The sequence below is a fragment of the Rhodanobacter koreensis genome (assembly GCF_054782855.1).
This window is the reverse complement of sequence record NZ_BAAGRR010000011.1, coordinates 110,321-129,981: the sequence shown is the minus strand read 5'-3', so window position 1 is coordinate 129,981 and position 19,661 is coordinate 110,321. Positions and strand designations below refer to the sequence as shown.

At 64.8% G+C, this 19,661-nt stretch carries 15 protein-coding genes; 13 read left to right on the top strand and 2 right to left on the bottom strand.

Translation table 11 applies throughout. The annotated features are described in order from the left end of the window. Positions 1-113 precede the first annotated feature (113 nt). Entirely contained in the window at positions 114-3,269 is a 3,156-nt protein-coding gene (gene putA / locus ACYVKM_RS12910; RefSeq protein WP_460878017.1) for a bifunctional proline dehydrogenase/L-glutamate gamma-semialdehyde dehydrogenase PutA, read from the bottom strand. 291 nt (positions 3,270-3,560) lie between these two features. On the opposite strand from putA, the gene ACYVKM_RS12905 reads away from it, so the two are divergent. The 5 genes from ACYVKM_RS12905 (at position 3,561) to ACYVKM_RS12885 (ending at position 7,841) form a co-directional block, all read left to right on the top strand. Then, positions 3,561-4,001 (top strand): DUF2244 domain-containing protein, encoded by a 441-nt coding sequence (locus tag ACYVKM_RS12905; RefSeq protein WP_460878148.1) that lies wholly within the window; start codon positions 3,561-3,563, stop codon positions 3,999-4,001. Between the two features lie 20 nt (positions 4,002-4,021). Continuing rightward, on the top strand, positions 4,022-4,945 hold the full coding sequence (coxB, locus tag ACYVKM_RS12900) for a cytochrome c oxidase subunit II (protein WP_460878016.1): 924 nt from the start codon (positions 4,022-4,024) through the stop codon (positions 4,943-4,945). Positions 4,946-5,017: 72 nt separating this feature from the next. After that, positions 5,018-6,634: a cytochrome c oxidase subunit I gene (gene ctaD, locus ACYVKM_RS12895; protein WP_460878015.1), complete on the top strand. Its 1,617-nt coding sequence runs from the start codon at positions 5,018-5,020 to the stop codon at positions 6,632-6,634. 57 nt (positions 6,635-6,691) lie between these two features. Beyond that, positions 6,692-6,838 carry a hypothetical protein gene (locus ACYVKM_RS12890; RefSeq protein WP_460878014.1) on the top strand — a complete coding sequence of 49 codons (147 nt, stop codon included), beginning with the start codon at positions 6,692-6,694 and terminating at the stop codon, positions 6,836-6,838. Between the two features lie 115 nt (positions 6,839-6,953). After that, the gene (locus tag ACYVKM_RS12885) at positions 6,954-7,841 is read left to right on the top strand and encodes a cytochrome c oxidase subunit 3 (RefSeq protein ID WP_460878013.1); all 888 of its coding nucleotides are present in this window, start codon (positions 6,954-6,956) and stop codon (positions 7,839-7,841) included. A gap of 144 nt (positions 7,842-7,985) precedes the next feature. Here the strand turns inward: ACYVKM_RS12885 and ACYVKM_RS12880 are convergent, their stop codons facing one another. Beyond that, entirely contained in the window at positions 7,986-8,201 is a 216-nt protein-coding gene (locus ACYVKM_RS12880; RefSeq protein WP_077445008.1) for a twin transmembrane helix small protein, read from the bottom strand. A gap of 59 nt (positions 8,202-8,260) precedes the next feature. Between ACYVKM_RS12880 and ACYVKM_RS12875 the strand changes: the two genes are divergently transcribed. From ACYVKM_RS12875 to ACYVKM_RS12840, 8 genes are all read left to right on the top strand, one after another. After that, on the top strand, positions 8,261-9,034 hold the full coding sequence (locus ACYVKM_RS12875; protein WP_460878012.1) for an SURF1 family protein: 774 nt from the start codon (positions 8,261-8,263) through the stop codon (positions 9,032-9,034). Beyond that, entirely contained in the window at positions 9,031-9,603 is a 573-nt protein-coding gene (locus tag ACYVKM_RS12870; RefSeq protein ID WP_460878011.1) for a hypothetical protein, read from the top strand. Before ACYVKM_RS12875 ends, ACYVKM_RS12870 begins: the two co-directional genes overlap by 4 nt. Beyond that, positions 9,603-10,778 (top strand): COX15/CtaA family protein, encoded by a 1,176-nt coding sequence (locus tag ACYVKM_RS12865; protein ID WP_460878010.1) that lies wholly within the window; start codon positions 9,603-9,605, stop codon positions 10,776-10,778. Before ACYVKM_RS12870 ends, ACYVKM_RS12865 begins: the two co-directional genes overlap by 1 nt. Next, on the top strand, positions 10,779-11,681 hold the full coding sequence (cyoE, locus tag ACYVKM_RS12860) for a heme o synthase (RefSeq protein ID WP_460878009.1): 903 nt from the start codon (positions 10,779-10,781) through the stop codon (positions 11,679-11,681). A 358-nt stretch (positions 11,682-12,039) separates the two neighbouring features. Then, positions 12,040-12,294, top strand: coding sequence for a hypothetical protein (locus ACYVKM_RS12855; protein WP_460878008.1), 255 nt, complete (start codon positions 12,040-12,042; stop codon positions 12,292-12,294). A gap of 156 nt (positions 12,295-12,450) precedes the next feature. Further along, a complete protein-coding gene (gene mgtA, locus ACYVKM_RS12850; RefSeq protein WP_460878007.1) occupies positions 12,451-15,105 on the top strand; it encodes a magnesium-translocating P-type ATPase in 2,655 nt (884 codons plus the stop codon). A 339-nt stretch (positions 15,106-15,444) separates the two neighbouring features. Next, positions 15,445-16,572 (top strand): efflux RND transporter periplasmic adaptor subunit, encoded by a 1,128-nt coding sequence (locus ACYVKM_RS12845; protein WP_460878006.1) that lies wholly within the window; start codon positions 15,445-15,447, stop codon positions 16,570-16,572. Next, positions 16,565-19,660, top strand: a complete 3,096-nt coding sequence (locus tag ACYVKM_RS12840) for an efflux RND transporter permease subunit (RefSeq protein WP_460878005.1) — start codon at positions 16,565-16,567, stop codon at positions 19,658-19,660. The genes ACYVKM_RS12845 and ACYVKM_RS12840 overlap by 8 nt, the downstream gene beginning before the upstream one ends. Position 19,661 lies beyond the last annotated feature (1 nt).

The window sequence follows — 19,661 nt, the reverse complement described above, 5'->3', positions numbered from 1 at the left end:
TGCGATCACTCGGGGCGCATGTCAGCCGACCGGTGTCGGCGCTTGCCCCTTTCTATCACGCATGCGCTGCCGACCGCTTGCGCATTGCACAAGCGGTCGGCAGCGTCCGGGGACTACTCGCCGATCGTCAGCAGCGAAGCATTGCCACCGGCCGCCGTGGTGTTGATGGTGAGCGTGCGCTCACCGGCGAAGCGCAGCAGGTAGTGCGGGCCGCCGGCCTTGGGACCGGTGCCGGACAGGTTCTCGCCGCCGAACGGCTGCACGCCGACTACCGCGCCGATCTGGTTGCGGTTGACGTAGCAGTTGCCGACGCGGGCGTGGCTGGCGATGTAGTCGACGGTGTCGTTGATGCGGCTGTGGATGCCGAGGGTGAGGCCATAGCCGGTGGCATTGATCTGGTCGACCACCTGCTTCAGCTCGCTGCCCTTCCAGCGGATCACGTGCAGCACCGGACCGAACACTTCGCGGGTCAGCGTGGCCAGCGAGGGAATCTCGTAGGCGCGCGGGGCGAAGAAGGTGCCGTTGGCGGTGAGCGCCGGATCGAGTGCGACTTCACCGATCTTCTTCGCTTCCTTGTCCATGCGCGCGGCGTGGTCGACCAGGATCTTCCTGGCATCCTCGTCGATCACCGGGCCGACGTCGGTGGACAGCTGGCCCGGATCGCCCACCTTCAGCTCGCCCATCGCACCGGCGAGCATCGCGCAGACCTTGTCCGCGATGTCTTCCTGCACGAACAGCACGCGTGCAGCGGAACAGCGCTGACCGGCGGACTGGAACGCGGAGGCGATCACGTCCTTGACGATCTGCTCGGGCAGGGCGGAGGAGTCGGCGATCATCGCGTTCTGGCCGCCGGTTTCGGCGATCAGTGCGGCGATCGACGCATTGCGTGCAGCGAGGGCGCGATTGATCGCCCAGGCGGTCTCGGTGGAGCCGGTGAAGGCGACGCCGGACACACGTGGGTCGCGAGTCAGTGCGGCACCGACGGTGGCACCGTCGCCCGGCAGGTACTGCAGCACATCAGTCGGCACGCCGGCGTCGTGCAACAGCTTCACCGCGGCATGGCCGATCAGCGAGGTCTGCTCGGCCGGTTTCGCAATGACGGCATTGCCGGCGGCGAGCGCGGCGCTGACCTGGCCGAGGAAGATCGCCAGCGGGAAGTTCCACGGGCTGATGCAGACGAACACACCGCGGCCGTTGAGGAACAGCTGGTTGCTCTCGCCGGTCGGACCCGGCAACTGCTCGGGCTGACCGAACAGGCGACGCGCCATGGTGGCGTAGTAGCGCAGGAAGTCGGCCGCCTCGCGGATCTCGGCGATCGCGTCGGGCAGGCTCTTGCCGGCCTCGCGCACGCACAGTGCGATGAACTCGCCGCGATGCGCTTCGAGCTGCTCGGCGGCATGTTCGAGGATCGCGGCGCGGCTGGCCGCGGGCAGACGATCCCAGCCGTGCTGCGCGGCAGTGGCATTCGCCAGCGCCTTGTCGACTGTGGCGCTGTCGGCGCTGACGTAGCTGCCCACGTTCTGGCGGCGGTCGGCCGGGTTGGTCACCTGCACGGTCGGGCCGTTGGCGGTCGCGCCCGGCACCAGTGGAGCAGCGGCCCAGGGGCCGGCATGGGCGTTGACCGCGTCGGCCATCGCCTTCAGTTCGTTGTCGTTGGAGAAGTTGACGCCCATGGAATTCTTCCGGAGTTCTGCGTAGATGTTGACCGGCAACGGGATGCGCGGATGCGGGATGGAGGCGAATGACCGCACGGTTTCGCACGGGTCGGCAACCAGCGTGCGCACCGGCACGCTCTCGTCGACGACGCGGTTGACGAAGCTGGTGTTGGCGCCGTTCTCAAGCAGGCGACGCACCAGGTACGGCAGCAGATCTTCGTGCGTGCCGACCGGCGCGTAGACGCGGCAGGGCACGTTCAAGTTCTGCGGGCCGATCACTTCGGCATACAGGTCGGTGCCCATGCCGTGCAGGCGCTGGTACTCGTACGGACGGCCCTGTGCGATGTGATGCACGGCGGCGATCGAGTGCGCGTTATGCGTGGCGAACTGCGGGTAGATCAGTTCGACGCCGGCACCGAACAGCTTGCGTGCGCAGGCGAGATAGGACACGTCGGTATTCGGCTTGCGCGTATACACCGGATAGCCGGCCAGGCCGTTTTCCTGCGCTCGCTTGATCTCGGCATCCCAGTAGGCGCCCTTGACCAGGCGCACATACCAGCGGCGATGGGCGGCGCGGGCGGTCTCGATCAGCCAGTCGATCACGAACGGGGTGCGCTTGGCATACGCCTGCACCACGATGCCGAGACCGTTCCAGCCTTGCAGCGACGGATGCGCGAACACGTCGCCGATGATGTCCAGTGACAGTTCGAGGCGCTCGGCTTCCTCGGCGTCCACGGACAGCGCGATACCGTACTTCATCGCCAGCTGCGACAGCTCCAGCAGCTTCTCGCTGAGCTGACGATGGGCAAGTTCGCGCTTGGCCACTTCGTAGCGCGGATGCAGCGCGGACAGCTTGACCGAGATCGACGGTGCGTCGGTGTGGTTCGCGAACGGGCCGCGCGCACCGATCGCGGCGATCGCGTTGCGGTAATCCTGCTGATAGCGCTCGGCGGTCTCGCTGGTCAGCGCGGACTCGCCCAGCATGTCGTAGGAGTAGCGGTAGACCGCGTATTCCTTCTTCGCGCAGCGGTCCAGTGCCTCGTCGATGGTCTGCCCCATCACGAACTGGTGGCCCATGATGCGCATCGCCTGGCGCACGGCAAGGCGGATCGCCGGTTCGCCGGCGCGACCGACCAGCCGCTTCAGCGCACCGGCGAAGTCGTGGCGGGTGTCCTCGGCGAGGTTCACCAGATGTCCGGTGAGCATCAGTCCCCAGGTGGAGGCGTTGACGAACAGCGACTCGCTCTGGCCGAGATGTTTCTTCCAGTCCGCATCGCCCAGCTTGTCGCGGATCAGCTTGTCGGCGGTGGCCTTGTCGGGGATGCGCAGCAGCGCCTCGGCCACGCACATCAGCAGCACGCCCTCCTCGGAGGACAGGTCGTACTGGCGCATGAAGGATTCGACCGCGCTCTGGTCCTTCGCTCGTGCACGTACGCGCGTGACCAGGTCGGCGGCCAGGTCGATCACCTTCTCGCGCTCGACCGGCGGCAAGGTGGCCTGGGCGAGCAGGTCGTTGACCGCCTCGGTCTCGTCGCGCAGCCAGGCGGCGGTGATGCGCGCGCGGGCCGGCTCGGCGCCGGTGGGGAGTTCGGGGCTGAGGATGGGTTGGGTCACGGTGGGGATCGATGTGATGGCAGGGATGGTTAACCGTGCGATTGTACGCTGGACATGGGATGCCGCGTGCACGATATCGGACGTCTGCCGATGATGGGCCGGTGGTGCGGGCGGCCTGTCGAGCCGGTCGAAGAGCCATTGGATGATGTGGATTCGCCATCTGATCCAGGTCATCCGGGTGCGGCATTCTTGCCCGCCGACTCGCCGCGGCCTATCATTCCGCTGTTCCAGGCACGCCGGATCTCCATGATCGTGCTTCGACCAGCTGCCGCCGGCTTGCCGTGCGTGACGATGTGGCTCAAGCCCAATCGCACGCTCAGCCGACGCGGCCTGCGTCGATTGATCATGGTTCTGGTGACCCTGGCGCTGATAACGGCAGGACTGGGTGCGTGGCAGGGGAATGTATTTGCTCCGCTGTTTGCCCTGGTGGAATCCGCCGCCGTGGCCGTCGCCTTGAGCGTGGCCTGGCGGGCTGGCGACCGCAGTGAGCGCATCACCCTCGACGCGTCGTCGCTGGAGGTGCAATCCCTGCCGGGCCGCCGCAGCACGCGTTTCCAGTCCTACTGGGTGCGCGTGTTGCTGGAGCCGGGCAACGGGCGTCAGCGCCTGCTGCTGTCATCGCACGGGCGCGAAATGGAAATTGGTGCTTTTCTGGCGGAACAGGAACGCGTCGAGCTGTCGAAGAAACTCGTGGTGTTGCTGGCCGAGCTCAACGGACAGCCACGCAAATAGGTTCAACAAAGGTGCAAGACATGACATCTGGCGGCATCAGGCGATCATTCACGGCATGGGCGGCGCTTGCCCTTGCGTCGTTCGGCGGCGTGGCTCAGGCCGATCCGAGTCCGTACCAGCTGAACATGCAGCGCGGCGCGAGCACCTGGTCGCAGGTGCCATACGATCTGAACAACATCTCGCTCGGCGTGTGCGTGGTGATCGGTATCCTGGTGTTCGGCGCGATGTTCATCGCCATGTTCCGCTTCCGCAAGTCGCGTGGCGCGGTGGCCGAGAAGTGGTCGCACAACACCATGCTGGAGGTGGTCTGGACCACGATCCCGGTGATCATCCTGATCGCGCTGGCCTATCTGGCCACCGGTGGCATCACTTCCTGGTCGGATACGACCGGTTCGCAGATGACGGTCAAGGTCACCGGCTACCAGTGGAAGTGGCGTTACGACTATGTCGATTACCTGGGCAAGCCGATCAGCAAGGTCGGCTTCATGTCCAAGCTCGATACGCAGAGCGACCAGACCCGCCAGCTCGGTTCCGGCATGGATCCGTATGCGGTCAAGGTGGGTGACGAGAACACCTATCTGCTGAATGTCGACAAGCCGCTGGTGGTGCCGGTCGATACCAAGATCCGCTTCGTGATCACCGGTGCCGACGTGATCCATTCCTGGTGGGTGCCGGCGCTGGGCTGGAAGCTCGATGCGATCCCCGGGATCATCAACGCCGCCTGGACCAACATCAAGGAGCCTGGCACCTATCGCGGGCAGTGCGCCGAGTTGTGCGGACAGGATCACGGCTTCATGCCGATCGTGGTGGTGGCCAAGTCGAAGCCGGATTTCGCCAAGTGGCTGGCTGAGCAGGAGGCGCAGTCGGCGGCACCGGCGGCGGCATCCACGGCTGCTGCACCGGCGCCCGCGCAAACCGCTGCGACGCCTGCCACAGCCAAGTAGGGCTGATTCCCAGCTACTCACGCAGTCTCATTGCAGTCGCATTCCATATTTTCAGGTTAGAGGTGCAAGGCCATGTCCCACGCAGCCACCCATGATCAGCACGATGATCACCACGGCGCGCCGAAGAATTTCTTCCAGCGCTGGTGCATGTCCACCAACCACAAGGACATCGGCACGCTGTACCTGGTCTTCGCGCTGGTGATGTTCTTCATCGGTGGCAGTTTCGCGATGCTGATCCGCGCCGAGCTGTTCAAGCCGGGCCTGCAGCTTATGCAGCCGTATTTCTTCAACCAGCTGACCACGATGCATGCGCTGGTGATGATCTTCGGCGCGATCATGCCGGCCTTCGTCGGTCTCGGTAACTGGATGATCCCGCTGATGGTCGGCGCGCCGGACATGGCGTTGCCGCGCATGAACAACCTGTCGTTCTGGATCCTGCCGTTCGCGTTCACGCTGATGCTGTCCACCCTGTTCATGGCAGGCGGCGGCCCGGCCGGCGGCTGGACGATGTATCCGCCGCTGTCGTTGCAGAGCGACTCGCTGGCCTATGTGGTATTCGCCATCCACCTGATGGGCATCAGCTCGATCATGGGCGCGATCAACATCATCGCGACCATCCTCAACATGCGCGCACCCGGCATGGAGCTGCTGAAGATGCCGGTGTTCGTGTGGAGCTGGCTGATCACCGCCTTCCTGCTGATCGCGGTGATGCCGGTGCTGGCCGGTGCGGTGACGATGCTGCTCACCGACAAGTACTTCGGCACCAACTTCTTCAACCCGGGCGGCGGCGGCGACCCGGTGCTGTACCAGCACATCTTCTGGTTCTTCGGACATCCCGAGGTGTACATCATGATCCTGCCGGCGTTCGGGATCATCTCGGAAGTGATCCCGACCTTCGCGCGCAAGCCGATCTTCGGCTACAAGGCGATGGTGTTCGCGATCGCCTCGATCGCCTTCCTGTCGTTCATCGTGTGGGCACACCACATGTTCGCGGTCGGCCTGCCGATGGGTGCCGAGATCTTCTTCATGTACGCGACGATGCTGATCGCGGTGCCGACCGGCGTGAAGGTATTCAACTGGGTCAGCACGATGTGGGGCGGCTCGATGACGTTCGAGACGCCGATGCTGTTCGCGATCGCGTTCGTCATCCTGTTCACCATCGGCGGTTTCTCAGGCCTGATGCTGGCGCTGGTGCCGGCCGACTTCCAGTACCACGACACCTACTTCGTGGTGGCGCATTTCCATTACGTGCTGGTGACCGGCGCGCTGTTCGCGATCATCTCCGCCACGTATTACTGGCTGCCGAAGTGGAGCGGCCGGATGTACAGCGAGTTCTGGGGCAAGGTGCACTTCTGGAACAGCGTGATCTGGGTCAACGTGTTGTTCTTCCCGCAGCACTTCCTGGGCCTGGCCGGCATGCCGCGCCGCATCCCGGACTACAACGTGGCGTTCGCCAACTTCAACATGATCAGCTCGATCGGCGGCTTCCTGTTCGGCGCCTCGCAGCTGATCTTCCTCGGCGTGCTGATCCATGGCGTGTGGTTCTCCAGGAAGAAGGCCGCCGACCGCGTGTGGGAAGGCGCCAAGGGCCTGGAGTGGACGGTGCCTTCGCCGGCGCCGCACCACACCTTCGAGGTGCCGCCGGTGATCCATGACGAGGAACTGGCACACGGTCACGTCAACGATTGATCCCATCCATCATGGCGCCATGCCGGCAACGGCAGGCGCCGCAAGTAGCCGATCCACATGACGCAACCGAAGATGCCGCCCGCAGTTACTGACCAGGTCGACGATGACCGCCGCAAGGGTGTGCGGCGCACCGTGACGATCCTGGTCGTGATCGTGGCCGCCTTCTTCCTGGTGTCGTTCGCGCAGATCATGCTGATGAAATAGCGGTACCGCAGTCGCTACATGTTTTCTTCAACCGGTCGGGTTTGACGACCGGCATGCAGTTCCCCGGTCGGCCTGACGGGGTTAAGTCATCAAGAGAAATCCACGGGGTCTCACCATGGGTCAGCAGCACGACGCTTACTTTGTTCCGGCCAAGAGCTACTGGCCGTTCGTGGCCGCAGTGGTCATGTTCACCACCGTGTTCGGCGCCGCGCACTGGCTGAACGCGGAGCCCGGCGACGCCGGCTTCGGCAAGACCGTGCTGACCGTCGGCGTGATCGGCGTGCTGGGCATGTTCTTCGGCTGGTTCCGCTCGGTGATCAAGGAGTCGCTGTCCGGCAGCTACAACCACCAGGTGGACACCTCGTTCCGCATGGGCATGATGTGGTTCATCTTCTCCGAGGTGATGTTCTTCGGGGCGTTCTTCGGCGCACTGTTCTACATCCGCATGTTCTCGGTGCCGTGGCTCGGTGGCGAAGGTCACGGCACGCTGACCCACCAGTTTCTGTGGAGCGATTACGCCGCCTCGTGGGGCGCTGCTGGCGGCAATGGTCCGGAGCATGCCGGTGGCGCGTTCTCGACCGTGCCGGCGTGGGGTCTGCCGCTGCTCAATACGCTGATCCTGCTCAGTTCCAGTGTCACCGTGACGATTGCGCATCACGCGCTGCGCGCCGGCCATCGTGGCAAGATCCTGCTGTTCCTCGGCTTGACCGTCCTGCTGGGCGCGCTGTTCCTGAACTTCCAGGCGCACGAGTACATCGAGGCCTACAAGGAGCTGAACCTGACCCTGCACAGCGGCGTCTACGGTTCCACCTTCTTCCTGCTGACCGGTTTCCACGGCCTGCACGTGACGCTGGGTACGATCATGCTGGCGGTGATCTGGTTCCGCGTGCTGAAGGGTCATTTCAACAAGGACCACCACTTCGGCTTCGAGGCCGTGGCGTGGTACTGGCACTTCGTCGACGTGGTCTGGCTGGGCTTGTTCATGTTCGTTTATATTCTTTGAGTCAGCCGTACTGACTTCTCCAACAAAAAGCCCGCCAATGGCGGGCTTTTTGTTGGAGAGAGATCACTCATCGGTTGCCGTCGGCGACCGCCAGTTCGCGCGATTTGTCGCGGCCGGCTGCGTCGCCGGCGCAGCCGGGTACAATTACCGGCCGACGTCGTGCGGGTGCAGCCAGCCCATCCAGATGCCGAGCGCGACCATGCCGATCAGCACCAGCGACAGGCCGATGCGACGGGTCAGCGCCCATACGGTGCGTTTGTCGTCGTCCTTGTCAGTCATCATGAAGTACAGCGCCTGGCCGAGGCTGAAGATCACCACCAGCAGTACCACCACCAGCGCACATTTGTAGACGGTTTCCACGTGATTGATCCGATCCATTTCGACAGGGCAAGTATAGCGACCGCCGGCGGGTGCGCCGCGTGATCGGATTTCGCCGTCCGCCGTGGTGGGCATTGCTGCTGACGGTGGCTGGCGCCCTGCTGTTCATACGTTTGGGCATATGGCAGCTCCATCGCGCCGACTTCAAGGACGCACTTCTGCGGCGGTATGCCGCATCGGCGTCCGCACCGCTGCAAGACTTCGCCAAGGTGGCCGAGGCGCCCCCGACGGATGGTTTTCCGCGGGTGCAGGTGAAAGGCCGTTACCTGGTCGATCGGCTGTACCTGCTGGACAATCCCCAGCATGACGAACGCGGGGGTGTGGAAGTGTTCGCACCGTTCGAGTTGCGCGATCCACAACGATTGCTGCTGGTGGATCTGGGCTTTTTGCCGGGCAACGGCACTGCACAGGTACCGCAACTGCCGGCCCTGCCAACCGGTGAGGTCAGCTTGCAAGGCCTGTACGTGCCGCCGCCGCCGCTCGGTTTCGAGATGGGGGGAGATGCGCTGGCGCGACAGACGCGGTGGCCGAAGAACAGCATCTTTCTCGATCCGGCAGCCGTCGCCCATGACCTTGGTCGTCCGCTGTATCCGCGTGTGCTGGCACTGGATGCCGATCCGGCGTCGATCTACGTGCGCGTGCACACGCTCGATTTTTCCTCGATGCCGCCGGCTCGCCACCGGGCCTATGCCTTCCAGTGGTTCTCGTTTGCACTGGCGGCGGTGGTGATCCTGCTGGTGCTCAATCGCAAGCGCAGGCCGCGCGAATCCCGATCCCCGAATGAAATCAAGTCCGATGACGATGAAGTCCGATGAATACTGTTGACCCCAAGTCGTTGCGTCGCAGCCGCATGTTCCTGATCCTGATCGCGCTGGTGTTTGCTGCGCCGATGATCGTCGCGGGCCTGCTCACCTGGGGCGGTTGGCAGCCGGGTGTGAAGGGCAATGGGCATGCGATCCTGCCGCAGCGCAACTTCCTCGACGAGAAGGTGCAGGTCCAGCTGGATGACGGCACGTCGTGGCCGTGGCGCGATAGCGAACCGCGGCTTACCCTGGTTGCGCTGGCCGGCCCGGACTGTGCCGCGCAATGCTTCGAGACATTGACCGAAATCGCCAAGGCGCGGGTCATGCTCAATCGCAGTCAGTCCCGCCTGCGCCTGCTTTACATCGGTACACCGCCGGCAGATTCGGGTCGCCGCGTCGCCATGCAAACGTATTGGACGCTGGGTCGTGACGCGGATGGCAAGCTGGCTGCCTATGTGCCAACCACGCCGGACAGTGTCAGTGCGGTGCTGGTGGAATCCAACGGCACCGCCTTGTCGCTGTACCCGGCGGGTTTCGATGTTCCCGGCCTGTTGCGGGACATGCTGAAGGTGATCAAGTGATGTCGCCACGCATCCTGAAAATCCTGCGCTGGCTGTCCCTGCTTGCCGCGGTGTTCGCCTTCGGGTTGGTGATGTTCGGTGCCTTCGTGCGCCTGTCCAACGCCGGCCTGTCCTGCCCGGACTGGCCGACCTGCTACGGCCAGGTGACCTGGCCACAACATGCGCAGGCGGTGGCGAAGGCCGACGCGGCGTTTCCCGACCGTCCGTACGAGGCACACAAGGCCTGGCGCGAGCAGGTGCATCGCTTCCTGGCCGGCACGCTGGGCGTGCTGGTGCTGGTGCTGGCCTTGCTGGCCAGCTGGCGCCGGCGTGGTGCGCAATGGGCGGTGATCGCCGGCGCGGTGTTTGCGGCCGTTGGAGTGGGTTTGTACATAGGCGGCGAGCATCGCTGGTCATCGCTGCTGGCGGTATGCGCGATCGCGCTGCCGCTGTACGCGGCGATCGTGTTGCGCCGACCCGGCGCGTGGCGGATCAGCGTGCTCGCGCTGGCGGTGATCATCTTCCAGGCGATGCTCGGCATGTGGACGGTGACCCTGCTGCTGAAGCCGGTGGTGGTGATGGGGCACTTGCTGGGTGGCATGACCACGTTCGCACTGCTGGCGTATGCGGCGCTGCGGTTTGCCGGCATCGGCGCGCAGGATGATCGCCTGGGCGACCTGCGCCGGCTGGTGGTGATCGGCGTGGTGCTGCTGTTCTGCCAGATCGCGCTGGGTGGCTGGACCTCGGCGAACTATGCGGCACTGGCCTGCGGCTACGGTCCCGGCTCATTCCCGCAGTGCCTGGGTCAGTGGGCACCACCGACGGATTTCCACCAGGGCTTCGTGCTGTGGCGCGGGATCGGCGTCAATTACGAAGGCGGCGTGCTGGACATGGCGGCACGCAGCGCAATCCAGCTCGTGCATCGGTTCGGTGCACTGGTGGTGTTCTGCTATCTCGGCTGGCTGTCGCACAAGCTGGCGCGGCGCGGCCTGCGCGTCTTCGGCATCGCGATCGCCGTGGCGCTGGTGAGTCAGGTGCTGCTGGGCATCAGCAATGTGTACTTCGGTTTGCCGCTGGCGGTGGCGACCGCGCACAATGGCGTGGCCGCACTCTTGCTGTTCACCTTGCTGGCCACACTGGCGCGTACCCAGCGTCGGCATGACGAGTCGATGTTCCTGTCGCTGGAGTCGCGTTAAATGGGATCGTTCAGCGAATACCTGCAACTGACCAAGCCGCGCGTGGTCGCGCTGCTGGTGTTCTGTGCGGTGATCGGCATGTTCCTCGCCGTGCCAGGCATCCCGCCGTGGCGCGCGCTGGTGTTCGGCACGCTGGGGATCTGGATGGCCTCGGGTTCGGCCGCGGCGTTCAACCACCTGATCGACGAGCGCATCGACAAGCTGATGGCGCGCACCGCGCGGCGCCCGCTGGCCACCGGCTCGCTCACGCCGCGCCAGGTGCTGGTGTTCGCAGTGCTGCTCGGCATCGTCTCGATGCTGGTGCTGGCATTGCTGGTCAACCCGCTGACCGCCTTGCTCACCTTCGGTGGCCTGATCGGCTATGCGCTGGTCTACACGGCCTACCTGAAACGCGCCACGCCGCAGAACATCGTGATCGGCGGCCTTGCCGGCGCGATCCCGCCGGTGCTGGGCTGGACTGCGGTCACCGGGCACCTGCATGCCTTCGCGCTGCAGTTGTGCCTGATCATCTTCGTATGGACACCGCCGCACTTCTGGGCGCTGGCGATCTTCCGCCGCGACGACTATGCGCGCGCGCAGGTGCCGATGCTGCCAGTCACCCATGGCGTCGTGTACACCCGCTGGCATGTGCTGTTCTACACCGTGCTGCTGGTGCTGGTGACCCTGCTGCCCGCGCTGACCGGCATGAGCGGCCTGATCTATCTGGGTGGCGCGGTCGTGCTGGGTGCGGGCTTCCTGTATTACGCCGTGCGCCTGCTGAATCCGCCGGATGAGCTGTTTCCGATGAAGGTGTTCAAGTACTCGATCGTGTACCTGATGGCGCTGTTCGCCTTCCTGCTGGCCGATCACTGGCTGGTCGCACCGATGGTGCAGCACGGACTGGTATTGGAATCGGTGGGTTGAACGCCGGCGATCCGTCCGGCGATTTCCGATCGCATCGCTTCGCCTGGATCCGATATCGCCGGTTTCAGACTTTTCATCCATCCATTCAGCTCGCATGGGTTGACACTTCCGCAGCGCAGCACGACAATGCGCGCGCCTCCCGGCGCACCGCGTCGGCTGGCTCCCAGTCCTGACAAACCAAGGCATATGGACGTTTACCCTAGTCGCAACGTCGACATCCGCGAGCATCGGATGCCGGCATTGCATAACAAGCTGATGATCTGCGGCGACCGTCTGCGGTCGGCTGGCGCTTTCCTCGACTAGGGAAGACCGGCCCACCTCCTGCGGCGCCGTAGGCGCCGTAACGAGGAGATGGGCTATGAAGCTCCTTCGCGATTCCGTTTTGCTGCGCGTGCTGCACCGGCTGCTGGCTGGTCGTCGTGATGCCGTGCGTGCCACTTATACCGTCACCGTGCCCGCCCCGCTGGACCGTGCTCCGTTGGAGCAACCGGCCGGCAGCAATGTGATCGAACTGCACCGCCGATCCCCCGCGGCTGCCAATCGTTCGCCGATCCATGCCCGGAATGATGCACTGCCATCATCCGTACATCTCGCACTGGTATCCAGTCGCTGATGGTCGCCATGACGTCATGCAAGGGATGGCCTCCGCCAATGGCGGCACCGTTCCGGCCGCATGTGCGGCCATGCGCACCGACGGTGGCGCAGTTCGCGGATTGATTCCGCAGGCTCGCACCGACGACAGGCATCAGCGAATTCACGGAAGCGGGTCATGATCAAGCAATCCATCCAGGGCGGCCTCCCGAAGGCGGCCGGCAAGGGTGCGCCGACAGCGTTGCATGTGGCGGTAGCCCAGGAGGCGTTCCGCCACAACGAGGCGCTGCTGGCCGCGCTGGACAGCACGCCGGCCGGCCTCGACGAGGAACAGATCGCCGAGCGGCTGGACCGCGACGGCATCAACGAGGTCTCGCACGAGAAGCCGCCGCACTGGTCACGGCAGCTGCTGCGTGCGTTCAAGAACCCGTTCATCATCGTGCTGCTGGTGCTGGCCGGGGTGCAGTTGTTCACCGATTCCAGCGATCTCACCGGGCCGATCATCATTGCGGTGATGGTGGGCATCAGCGTGCTGCTGAGCTTCACCCAGGAATACCGCTCCTCGAAGGCGGCGGAGAAGCTCAAGGCGATGGTGCGCAACACCGCCACCGTGACGCGCCGTGCTTCCGACGGCCACAGCGAGCGCATCGAGGTGCCGGTCGGCGAGCTGGTCGCCGGCGACATCGTGCACCTGGGCGCGGGCGACATGGTGCCCGCCGACCTGCGCCTGCTCAGTGCGAAGGACCTGTTCATCAGCCAGGCGATCCTCACCGGCGAGTCGCTGCCGGTGGAGAAGGCCGCACCGAGCGCGCGCGGCATGGCCGAGGCGGACCATTCCAATCCGCTGGACCTGCCGACGATCTGCTACATGGGTACCAACGTGGTCAGCGGCACCGCTACCGCCGTGGTGGTGGCGACCGGTCCGCGCAGCTACCTCGGCTCGCTGGCGCACACCATCGTCGGCCAGCGCGTGCAGACCAGCTTCGACCGCGGCGTGAACAGCGTCAGCTGGCTGCTGATCCGCTTCATGGCGGTGATGGTGCCGGTGGTGTTCCTGATCAACGGCTTCGACAAGCACGACTGGCTGCAGGCCTTCATGTTCGCGCTGTCGGTGGCGGTCGGCCTGACCCCGGAGATGCTGCCGCTGATCGTCACCGCGAACCTGGCCAAGGGTGCGCTGGCGATGTCCAAGCGCAAGGTGGTGGTGAAGCGGCTCAACGCGATCCAGAACTTCGGCGCGATGGATGTGCTATGCACCGACAAGACCGGCACGCTGACCCTGGACAAGATCGTGCTGGAGCGCCATCTCGACCTGTACGGCGAGGATTCCGACGAGGCGCTGGAATACGGTTATCTCAACAGCCGCTTCCAGACCGGCCTGAAGAACCTGATGGACAAGGCGGTGCTGGCGCATCGCGACCTGGAACCGACCGCGGCGCACTACCGCATCGTCGACGAGATTCCGTTCGACTTCCAGCGCCGGCGCATGTCGGTGGTGCTCGGCAACGGCGACGGCCACGACTTGATCGTGTGCAAGGGAGCCGTGGAAGAGATGCTGTCGATCTGTGCCTACGCAAAGACCGGCGACGACATCGTGCCGATGACCGATGGGCAGCGCGACGAGATCAAGGAGATGACGCGAGGGCTCAACGAGGACGGCCTGCGCGTGCTGGTGGTGGCCGTGAAACAGCAGCCGCCGGCTGGTCGCCCGTATGGCGTCGCCGACGAGAGCGGGCTGACCGCGGTGGGCTGCCTGGCCTTCCTCGATCCGCCGAAGGATTCGGCTGCCACCGCGATCGCCGCGCTGCATCATCACGGCGTGCAGGTGAAGGTGATCACCGGCGACAACGAGGCGGTGACGCGCAAGATCTGCCGCGAAGTCGGGCTGGATGTCGAGCACTCGGCGCAGGGCAAGCACATCGAGCCGCTGGATGATGCGGCACTGGACGAGCTGGTCCAGCGCACCACGGTGTTCGCCAAGATGTCGCCGCTGCAGAAGGCGCGCGTGGTGAAGTCGCTGCAGCGCCAGGGTCACACGGTGGGCTTCCTCGGCGATGGCATCAACGATGCGCCTGCCTTGCGCGAGGCGGATGTCGGCATCTCGGTGGATACCGCCACCGATATCGCGAAGGAGTCGGCCGACATCATCCTGCTCGAGAAGAACCTGATGGTGCTGGAGGAGGGCGTGATCGAGGGCCGCATCACCTTCGGCAACATCATCAAGTACATCAAGATGACCGCCAGCTCGAATTTCGGCAACATGTTCTCGGTGCTGGTGGCCAGCGCGTTCCTGCCGTTCCTGCCGATGCTGCCGCTGCAGATCCTGGTGCTGAACCTGCTGTACGACATCTCGCAGCTGTCGATCCCGTTCGACCGGATGGACGACGAATACCTGCGCAAGCCGCGCAAGTGGGACGCCAGCGACATCGGCCGTTTCATGGTGTGGATCGGCCCGGTCAGCTCGATCTTCGACATCACCACGTTCCTGCTGCTGTGGTACGTGTTCGGCGCGAACTCGGACGCGCACCAGCCGTTTTTCCAGTCCGGCTGGTTCATCGAGAGCCTGCTGACGCAGACGCTGATCGTGCACATGATCCGTACCCGGCGCATTCCGTTCCTGCAGAGCGTGGCGGCAGCACCGGTGCTGGCACTGACCACCGCGATCATCCTGATCGGCCTGTTCATACCCTTCACCGACATCGGCACGAAGATCGGCATGGTGCCATTGCCAGCGGTGTTCTTCGGCTGGGTGGCGCTGACCGTGCTGACGTACTGCGCGCTGACCCAGCTGGTGAAGCTGATCTATATCCGCCGCTATGGACGCTGGCTGTAATGCCGGTCAGGGCGTCCGGTCCCGGCATTGCCATGGGTCCGGCAGCGACGGCATGGCGTAACACTCGGTCATCATCATCAAGTCATCAGGAGAAACCTGGTCTTGCACAGTAGTCGCTCAACCGATCAACCACCTCCAAGTCAGCCGTATCGGCGCTGCACCGCACACACTTCGTCCTGAAGTGAGTCCCGGACGCGGCGGCCGTTGACGGCCCAACCGCGGTCCGGGATGCGCCTGCCGTTCGCCAGCGAACGGCGGCCTTTCCCTCCCGCATGTATTGCCCGTTGGCCGCAGGGTCGCCGCGGGCGCGTTCATGCCTTCATGTCGAAGGGGAAGCTCATGTCGTTCCATTCCATTCAAAATCTTTCGCGCCTGACCGCCGCCATGCTGCTGGCGTTGTCACTTATTGCCTGCTCGCATGGGGCGAACGAGACAGTACCGGAGACACCCGCCGTGACGGCCGATCACGGCCGGTTGCAGGTACCGGAAAAATCGCCGCTGCGCGCGCGACTGGTGATCCAGCCGGTCGAGTCGCGCGCAGCGCCGCACGCGGTGACGTTCCCGGCCACGGTCGAGGCCGATCCGGCGCGCACCGCGAACGTGCTGCCTGCATTGACCGGCAAGCTGGTCGAGCTGAAGGTTGGTTTGGGCGATCACGTCAGCCGCGGCCAGCTGCTGGCGGTGATCGATTCGGGCGACCTGGCGCAGGCCTATGCCGATGCGGACAAGGCGCGCGACGCACTCGGTCTGGCGAAGAAGAGTCTGGATCGCGCCCATGGCGTGCAGCAGGCCGGCGGCAATGCCGTGAAGGATCTGGAGGCGGCGCAGAGCGGCTACAACCAGGCGCTGGCCGAGTTCAATCGCGCACAGGCGCGGCTTGTCGCGGTAGGCGGCACATCGGGTTCGCACGTGGCGCGGACGATGGATGTGACCGCACCGGTCAGCGGCTACGTGACCGCGCTGTCGGTGTCGCCGGGCATGTACGTCAACGATGCCACCGCGGCGATGATGACCATCGCCAACCTCGATTCGGTGTGGATCACCGCCAACGTGCCGGAAAGCGAGGTTGGCCTGGTGGCCAGGGGGCAAGCGGTCGACGCCACGCTGTCGGCCTATCCGGATCAAGTGTTCCATGGCCGCGTCAGCTTTGTCAGCCCGCTGCTGCAGCCGGATACCCGCCGCGACATGGTGCGCGTTGCCGTGTCCAATGCAGACGGACGGCTGAAGCCGAACATGTACGCGAATGCGAGCTTCAACATCCCGCAGCCGGCGCAGGTGTTCGTGCCGGAGTCGGCGCTGCTGATGAACAACGACAGCACCACGGTGTTCGTCGAGGTGGCGCCGTGGACGTTCGAGCGCCGCACGGTCGAACTGAGCTACGACGAGACGGCTGGCGCGCGCGTGCTGAAAGGCCTGCAGGCTGGTGATCGCGTGATCGTGAAGGGCGGAGTGCTGCTCAATGATTAACGCGATCTTCCAGTTCTGCTTCCAGAAGCGCATGTTGTTCATCGTCGTGACGATCCTCGTCGCATGCTTCGGCTATTACTCCTGGACCCAGCTGGCGATCGAGGCGTATCCGGAACTGAGCGATGTCACCGCCCAGGTCACCACCCAGGTGCCGGGCCTGGCCGCCGAGGAAATCGAACAGCAGATCACCACCCCGCTGGAGCGTGGCCTGGCCGGCACGCCCGGTCTGGTCAGCATGCGCTCGAGCAGCACGTTCGGGCTGTCGCTGATCACCCTGGTGTTCAAGGATGGTGCCGAGGATTACTGGGAGCGCCAGCGCGTGATGGAGCGCATCGCGCAGGTCACGTTGCCGCCGGGCATCACGCCCGGTCTCGACCCGGTCTCCGGGCCGGCCGGCGAGATCTATCGCTACACGCTGGAATCCGACAGCAAGAACCTGATGCAGTTGTCCGAGTTGCAGAACTGGGTCGTGATCCCCGCACTGGAAGCCGTGCCCGGGGTGGCCAACGTCGACAACTTCGGCGGCTTCACCAAGGAGTTCCAGCTGGAACTGGATCCGGCCCAGTTGCTGCACTACGGCGTCAGCGTGAACCAGGTCACCAGCGCGATCTCGGCCAACACCGCCAACGCCGGCGGCGGTCGCATCACCCGCGGTGAGCAGTCGTACATCGTGCGCGGCATCGGCATGGTGCATACGCTGAAGGATCTGGGCGACATCGTGGTGACCCAGAGCAATGGCGTGCCGGTGCTGGTGCGCGATCTGGGCAAGTTGCAGTACGGCCATCAGGTGCGCGAAGGCATCCTGGGCAAGGACAACGACCCCGACACGATCGAGGGCATCGTCGACCTGCTCAAGTACGAGAACCCCTCGCGGGTGCTGGAAGGTATCCACGCCAAGGTCGACGAACTCAACCAGCAGCTGGCAGCGCAGGATGTGCGCATCGTGCCGTACATCGATCGCGACGACCTGGTCAACGCGACCAAGCAGAAGGTCTTCCACACCGTGATGGAAGGAGTCGGCCTGGTCTGCATCGTGCTGATCCTGTTCCTGGGCAGTCCGCGTTCGGCGCTGGTGGCTGCGGTGGCGATCCCGATGTCGCTGGTGACGGTGTTCATCCTGATGCAGTTCACCCGGATGCCGGCGAACCTGTTCTCGCTCGGCGCGATCGACTTCGGCGTGATCGTCGACGGCACCATCGTGGTGATGGAGGCGATCCTGCGCCGGCGCGAGGAGAAGCCCGACGCGGTGCTCACCGAAGACGACGTGATGACGGTGACCAAGCATGTCGGTCGTTCGATTTTCTTTGCGACGCTGATCATCATCACCGCCTATCTGCCGCTGTTCGCGTTCGAGCACGCCGAAGGCAAGCTGTTCCGGCCGATGGCGTTCACCGTGGGCTATGCCTTGCTGGCGGCCCTGCTGTGCACGGTCACGCTGACGCCGGGGCTGGCCTATATCGCGCTGCGCAAGCCGCGCAAGCTGTTCCACAACAAGCCACTGGAGCGGCTGCAGGCTGCCTACAGCGTCAGCCTGGGCCGGCTGCTGCATCGGCTGCCGGTGGTCTACGTGACGGCCGGCGTGGCACTGCTCGGTGTGCTGGTGCTCGGTGCGACGATCGGGCGCGAGTTCCTGCCCGAACTCGATGAAGGTTCGCTGTGGCTGCAGGTGCAGATGCCGAGCGGCCTGTCGCTGGACCAGGCCAGCGCGATGACGGCCGAGCTGCGTCGCGCGGTGCGCGAGTTTCCGGAAGTGTCCTACGTGGTGACCCAGCTCGGCCGCAACGACAGCGGCACCGATCCGTGGACGCCGTCGCATGTCGAGTCCGCCGTCGGCCTGAAGCCCTACAGCAGCTGGGCAAATGGCGAGACCAAGGCGGAGTTCCTGCGCAAGTTCAATGCGCGCATGCAGCAGATTCCCGGCATCAGCGTGGGCATCAGCCAGCCGATCATCGACGGCGAAAACGACATGGTCGGCGGTGCGCACAGTCCGCTGGTGCTGCGCATCTACGGTGACGACTTCAAGGAGATGCGTCGCATCGGCGGCCAGATCGTCGACGTGCTGAAGGGCGTGCGCGGTACGGCCGATGCGTCGATCTTCCAGGAGCCGCCGATCCCGCAGCTGGCGATCGTGGCGGACCGTGACGCCGCGGCACGCTACGGCATCAATGTCGGCGACATCAGCAACCTGATCCAGACCGCCATCGGCGGCGCGCCGATCACCCAGGTCCATGTGGGCGATCGCAGCTATAACGTGACCGCGCGCGTATCCAATGCGGTGGCCAACAATCTCGAGGCGATCGGCGCATTGCCGCTGACATCGGCCAGCGGTGCGCAGGTGCCGCTCAAGCTGGTGGCCCACATCGGCCTGCAGACCGGCGAGAGCACCATCTCGCATGAACAAGGTCATCGCGAGTTGACCATCCGCATCGACAACCGCGATCGCGCGCTGTCGGAATACCTGGCCGATGCGCAACGGCAGATCGATGCCAAGGTGCACTTCGACCGGCAGGACTACCGGCTTGAATGGGCCGGCAACTTCCAGAACCAGCAGCGCGCGCAGGCGCGTTTGATCGTGGTCCTCGGCATGGTGCTGGCGATCATGGCGGTGCTGCTGTTCGCCGAGTTCGGCAAGCTGCATCAGGCATTGCTGGTGCTGGCGGTGGTTCCGTTGGCGACAGTGGGCGGCCTGGTCTCGCTGCACTTGCATGGCGAGACATTGAACATCGCCACGGCTGTCGGCTTCATCGCCCTGTTCGGCGTGGCGGTGCAGAACGGCATCATCATGGTGTCGAACATCAACCGTGTCCGCAAGGAAGGCCTGTCACTTGCCGAGGCCGTGCTGGTCGGTGCGACCGAGCGGTTCCGCCCGGTGCTGATGACGGCCACGGTGGCCAGCGTCGGCATGCTGCCGGCAGCACTGGCCACCGGTATCGGTACGGACGTGCAGCGTGGCCTGGCCACCGTGGTGGTCGGCGGCCTGCCGATTGCCACCCTGCTGACGCTGTACATCCTGCCCGGCTGCTATTTCGCGATCGAGCGCTTCATCGAGAGGCACCGCGGCCACGCGCCGTCGGCGAAGGACATCTGAC

What these genes read in the sequence shown, in the direction of transcription:
- ACYVKM_RS12905 (WP_460878148.1), top strand. Translation starts at nt 3,561, where the DNA reads ATGTGGCTCAAGCCCAATCGCACGCTCAGCCGACGCGGCCTGCGTCGA.
- coxB (WP_460878016.1), top strand. Translation starts at nt 4,022, where the DNA reads ATGACATCTGGCGGCATCAGGCGATCATTCACGGCATGGGCGGCGCTT.
- ctaD (WP_460878015.1), top strand. Translation starts at nt 5,018, where the DNA reads ATGTCCCACGCAGCCACCCATGATCAGCACGATGATCACCACGGCGCG.
- ACYVKM_RS12890 (WP_460878014.1), top strand. Translation starts at nt 6,692, where the DNA reads ATGACGCAACCGAAGATGCCGCCCGCAGTTACTGACCAGGTCGACGAT.
- ACYVKM_RS12885 (WP_460878013.1), top strand. Translation starts at nt 6,954, where the DNA reads ATGGGTCAGCAGCACGACGCTTACTTTGTTCCGGCCAAGAGCTACTGG.
- ACYVKM_RS12870 (WP_460878011.1), top strand. Translation starts at nt 9,031, where the DNA reads ATGAATACTGTTGACCCCAAGTCGTTGCGTCGCAGCCGCATGTTCCTG.
- ACYVKM_RS12865 (WP_460878010.1), top strand. Translation starts at nt 9,603, where the DNA reads ATGTCGCCACGCATCCTGAAAATCCTGCGCTGGCTGTCCCTGCTTGCC.
- cyoE (WP_460878009.1), top strand. Translation starts at nt 10,779, where the DNA reads ATGGGATCGTTCAGCGAATACCTGCAACTGACCAAGCCGCGCGTGGTC.
- ACYVKM_RS12855 (WP_460878008.1), top strand. Translation starts at nt 12,040, where the DNA reads ATGAAGCTCCTTCGCGATTCCGTTTTGCTGCGCGTGCTGCACCGGCTG.
- mgtA (WP_460878007.1), top strand. Translation starts at nt 12,451, where the DNA reads ATGATCAAGCAATCCATCCAGGGCGGCCTCCCGAAGGCGGCCGGCAAG.
- ACYVKM_RS12845 (WP_460878006.1), top strand. Translation starts at nt 15,445, where the DNA reads ATGTCGTTCCATTCCATTCAAAATCTTTCGCGCCTGACCGCCGCCATG.
- ACYVKM_RS12840 (WP_460878005.1), top strand. Translation starts at nt 16,565, where the DNA reads ATGATTAACGCGATCTTCCAGTTCTGCTTCCAGAAGCGCATGTTGTTC.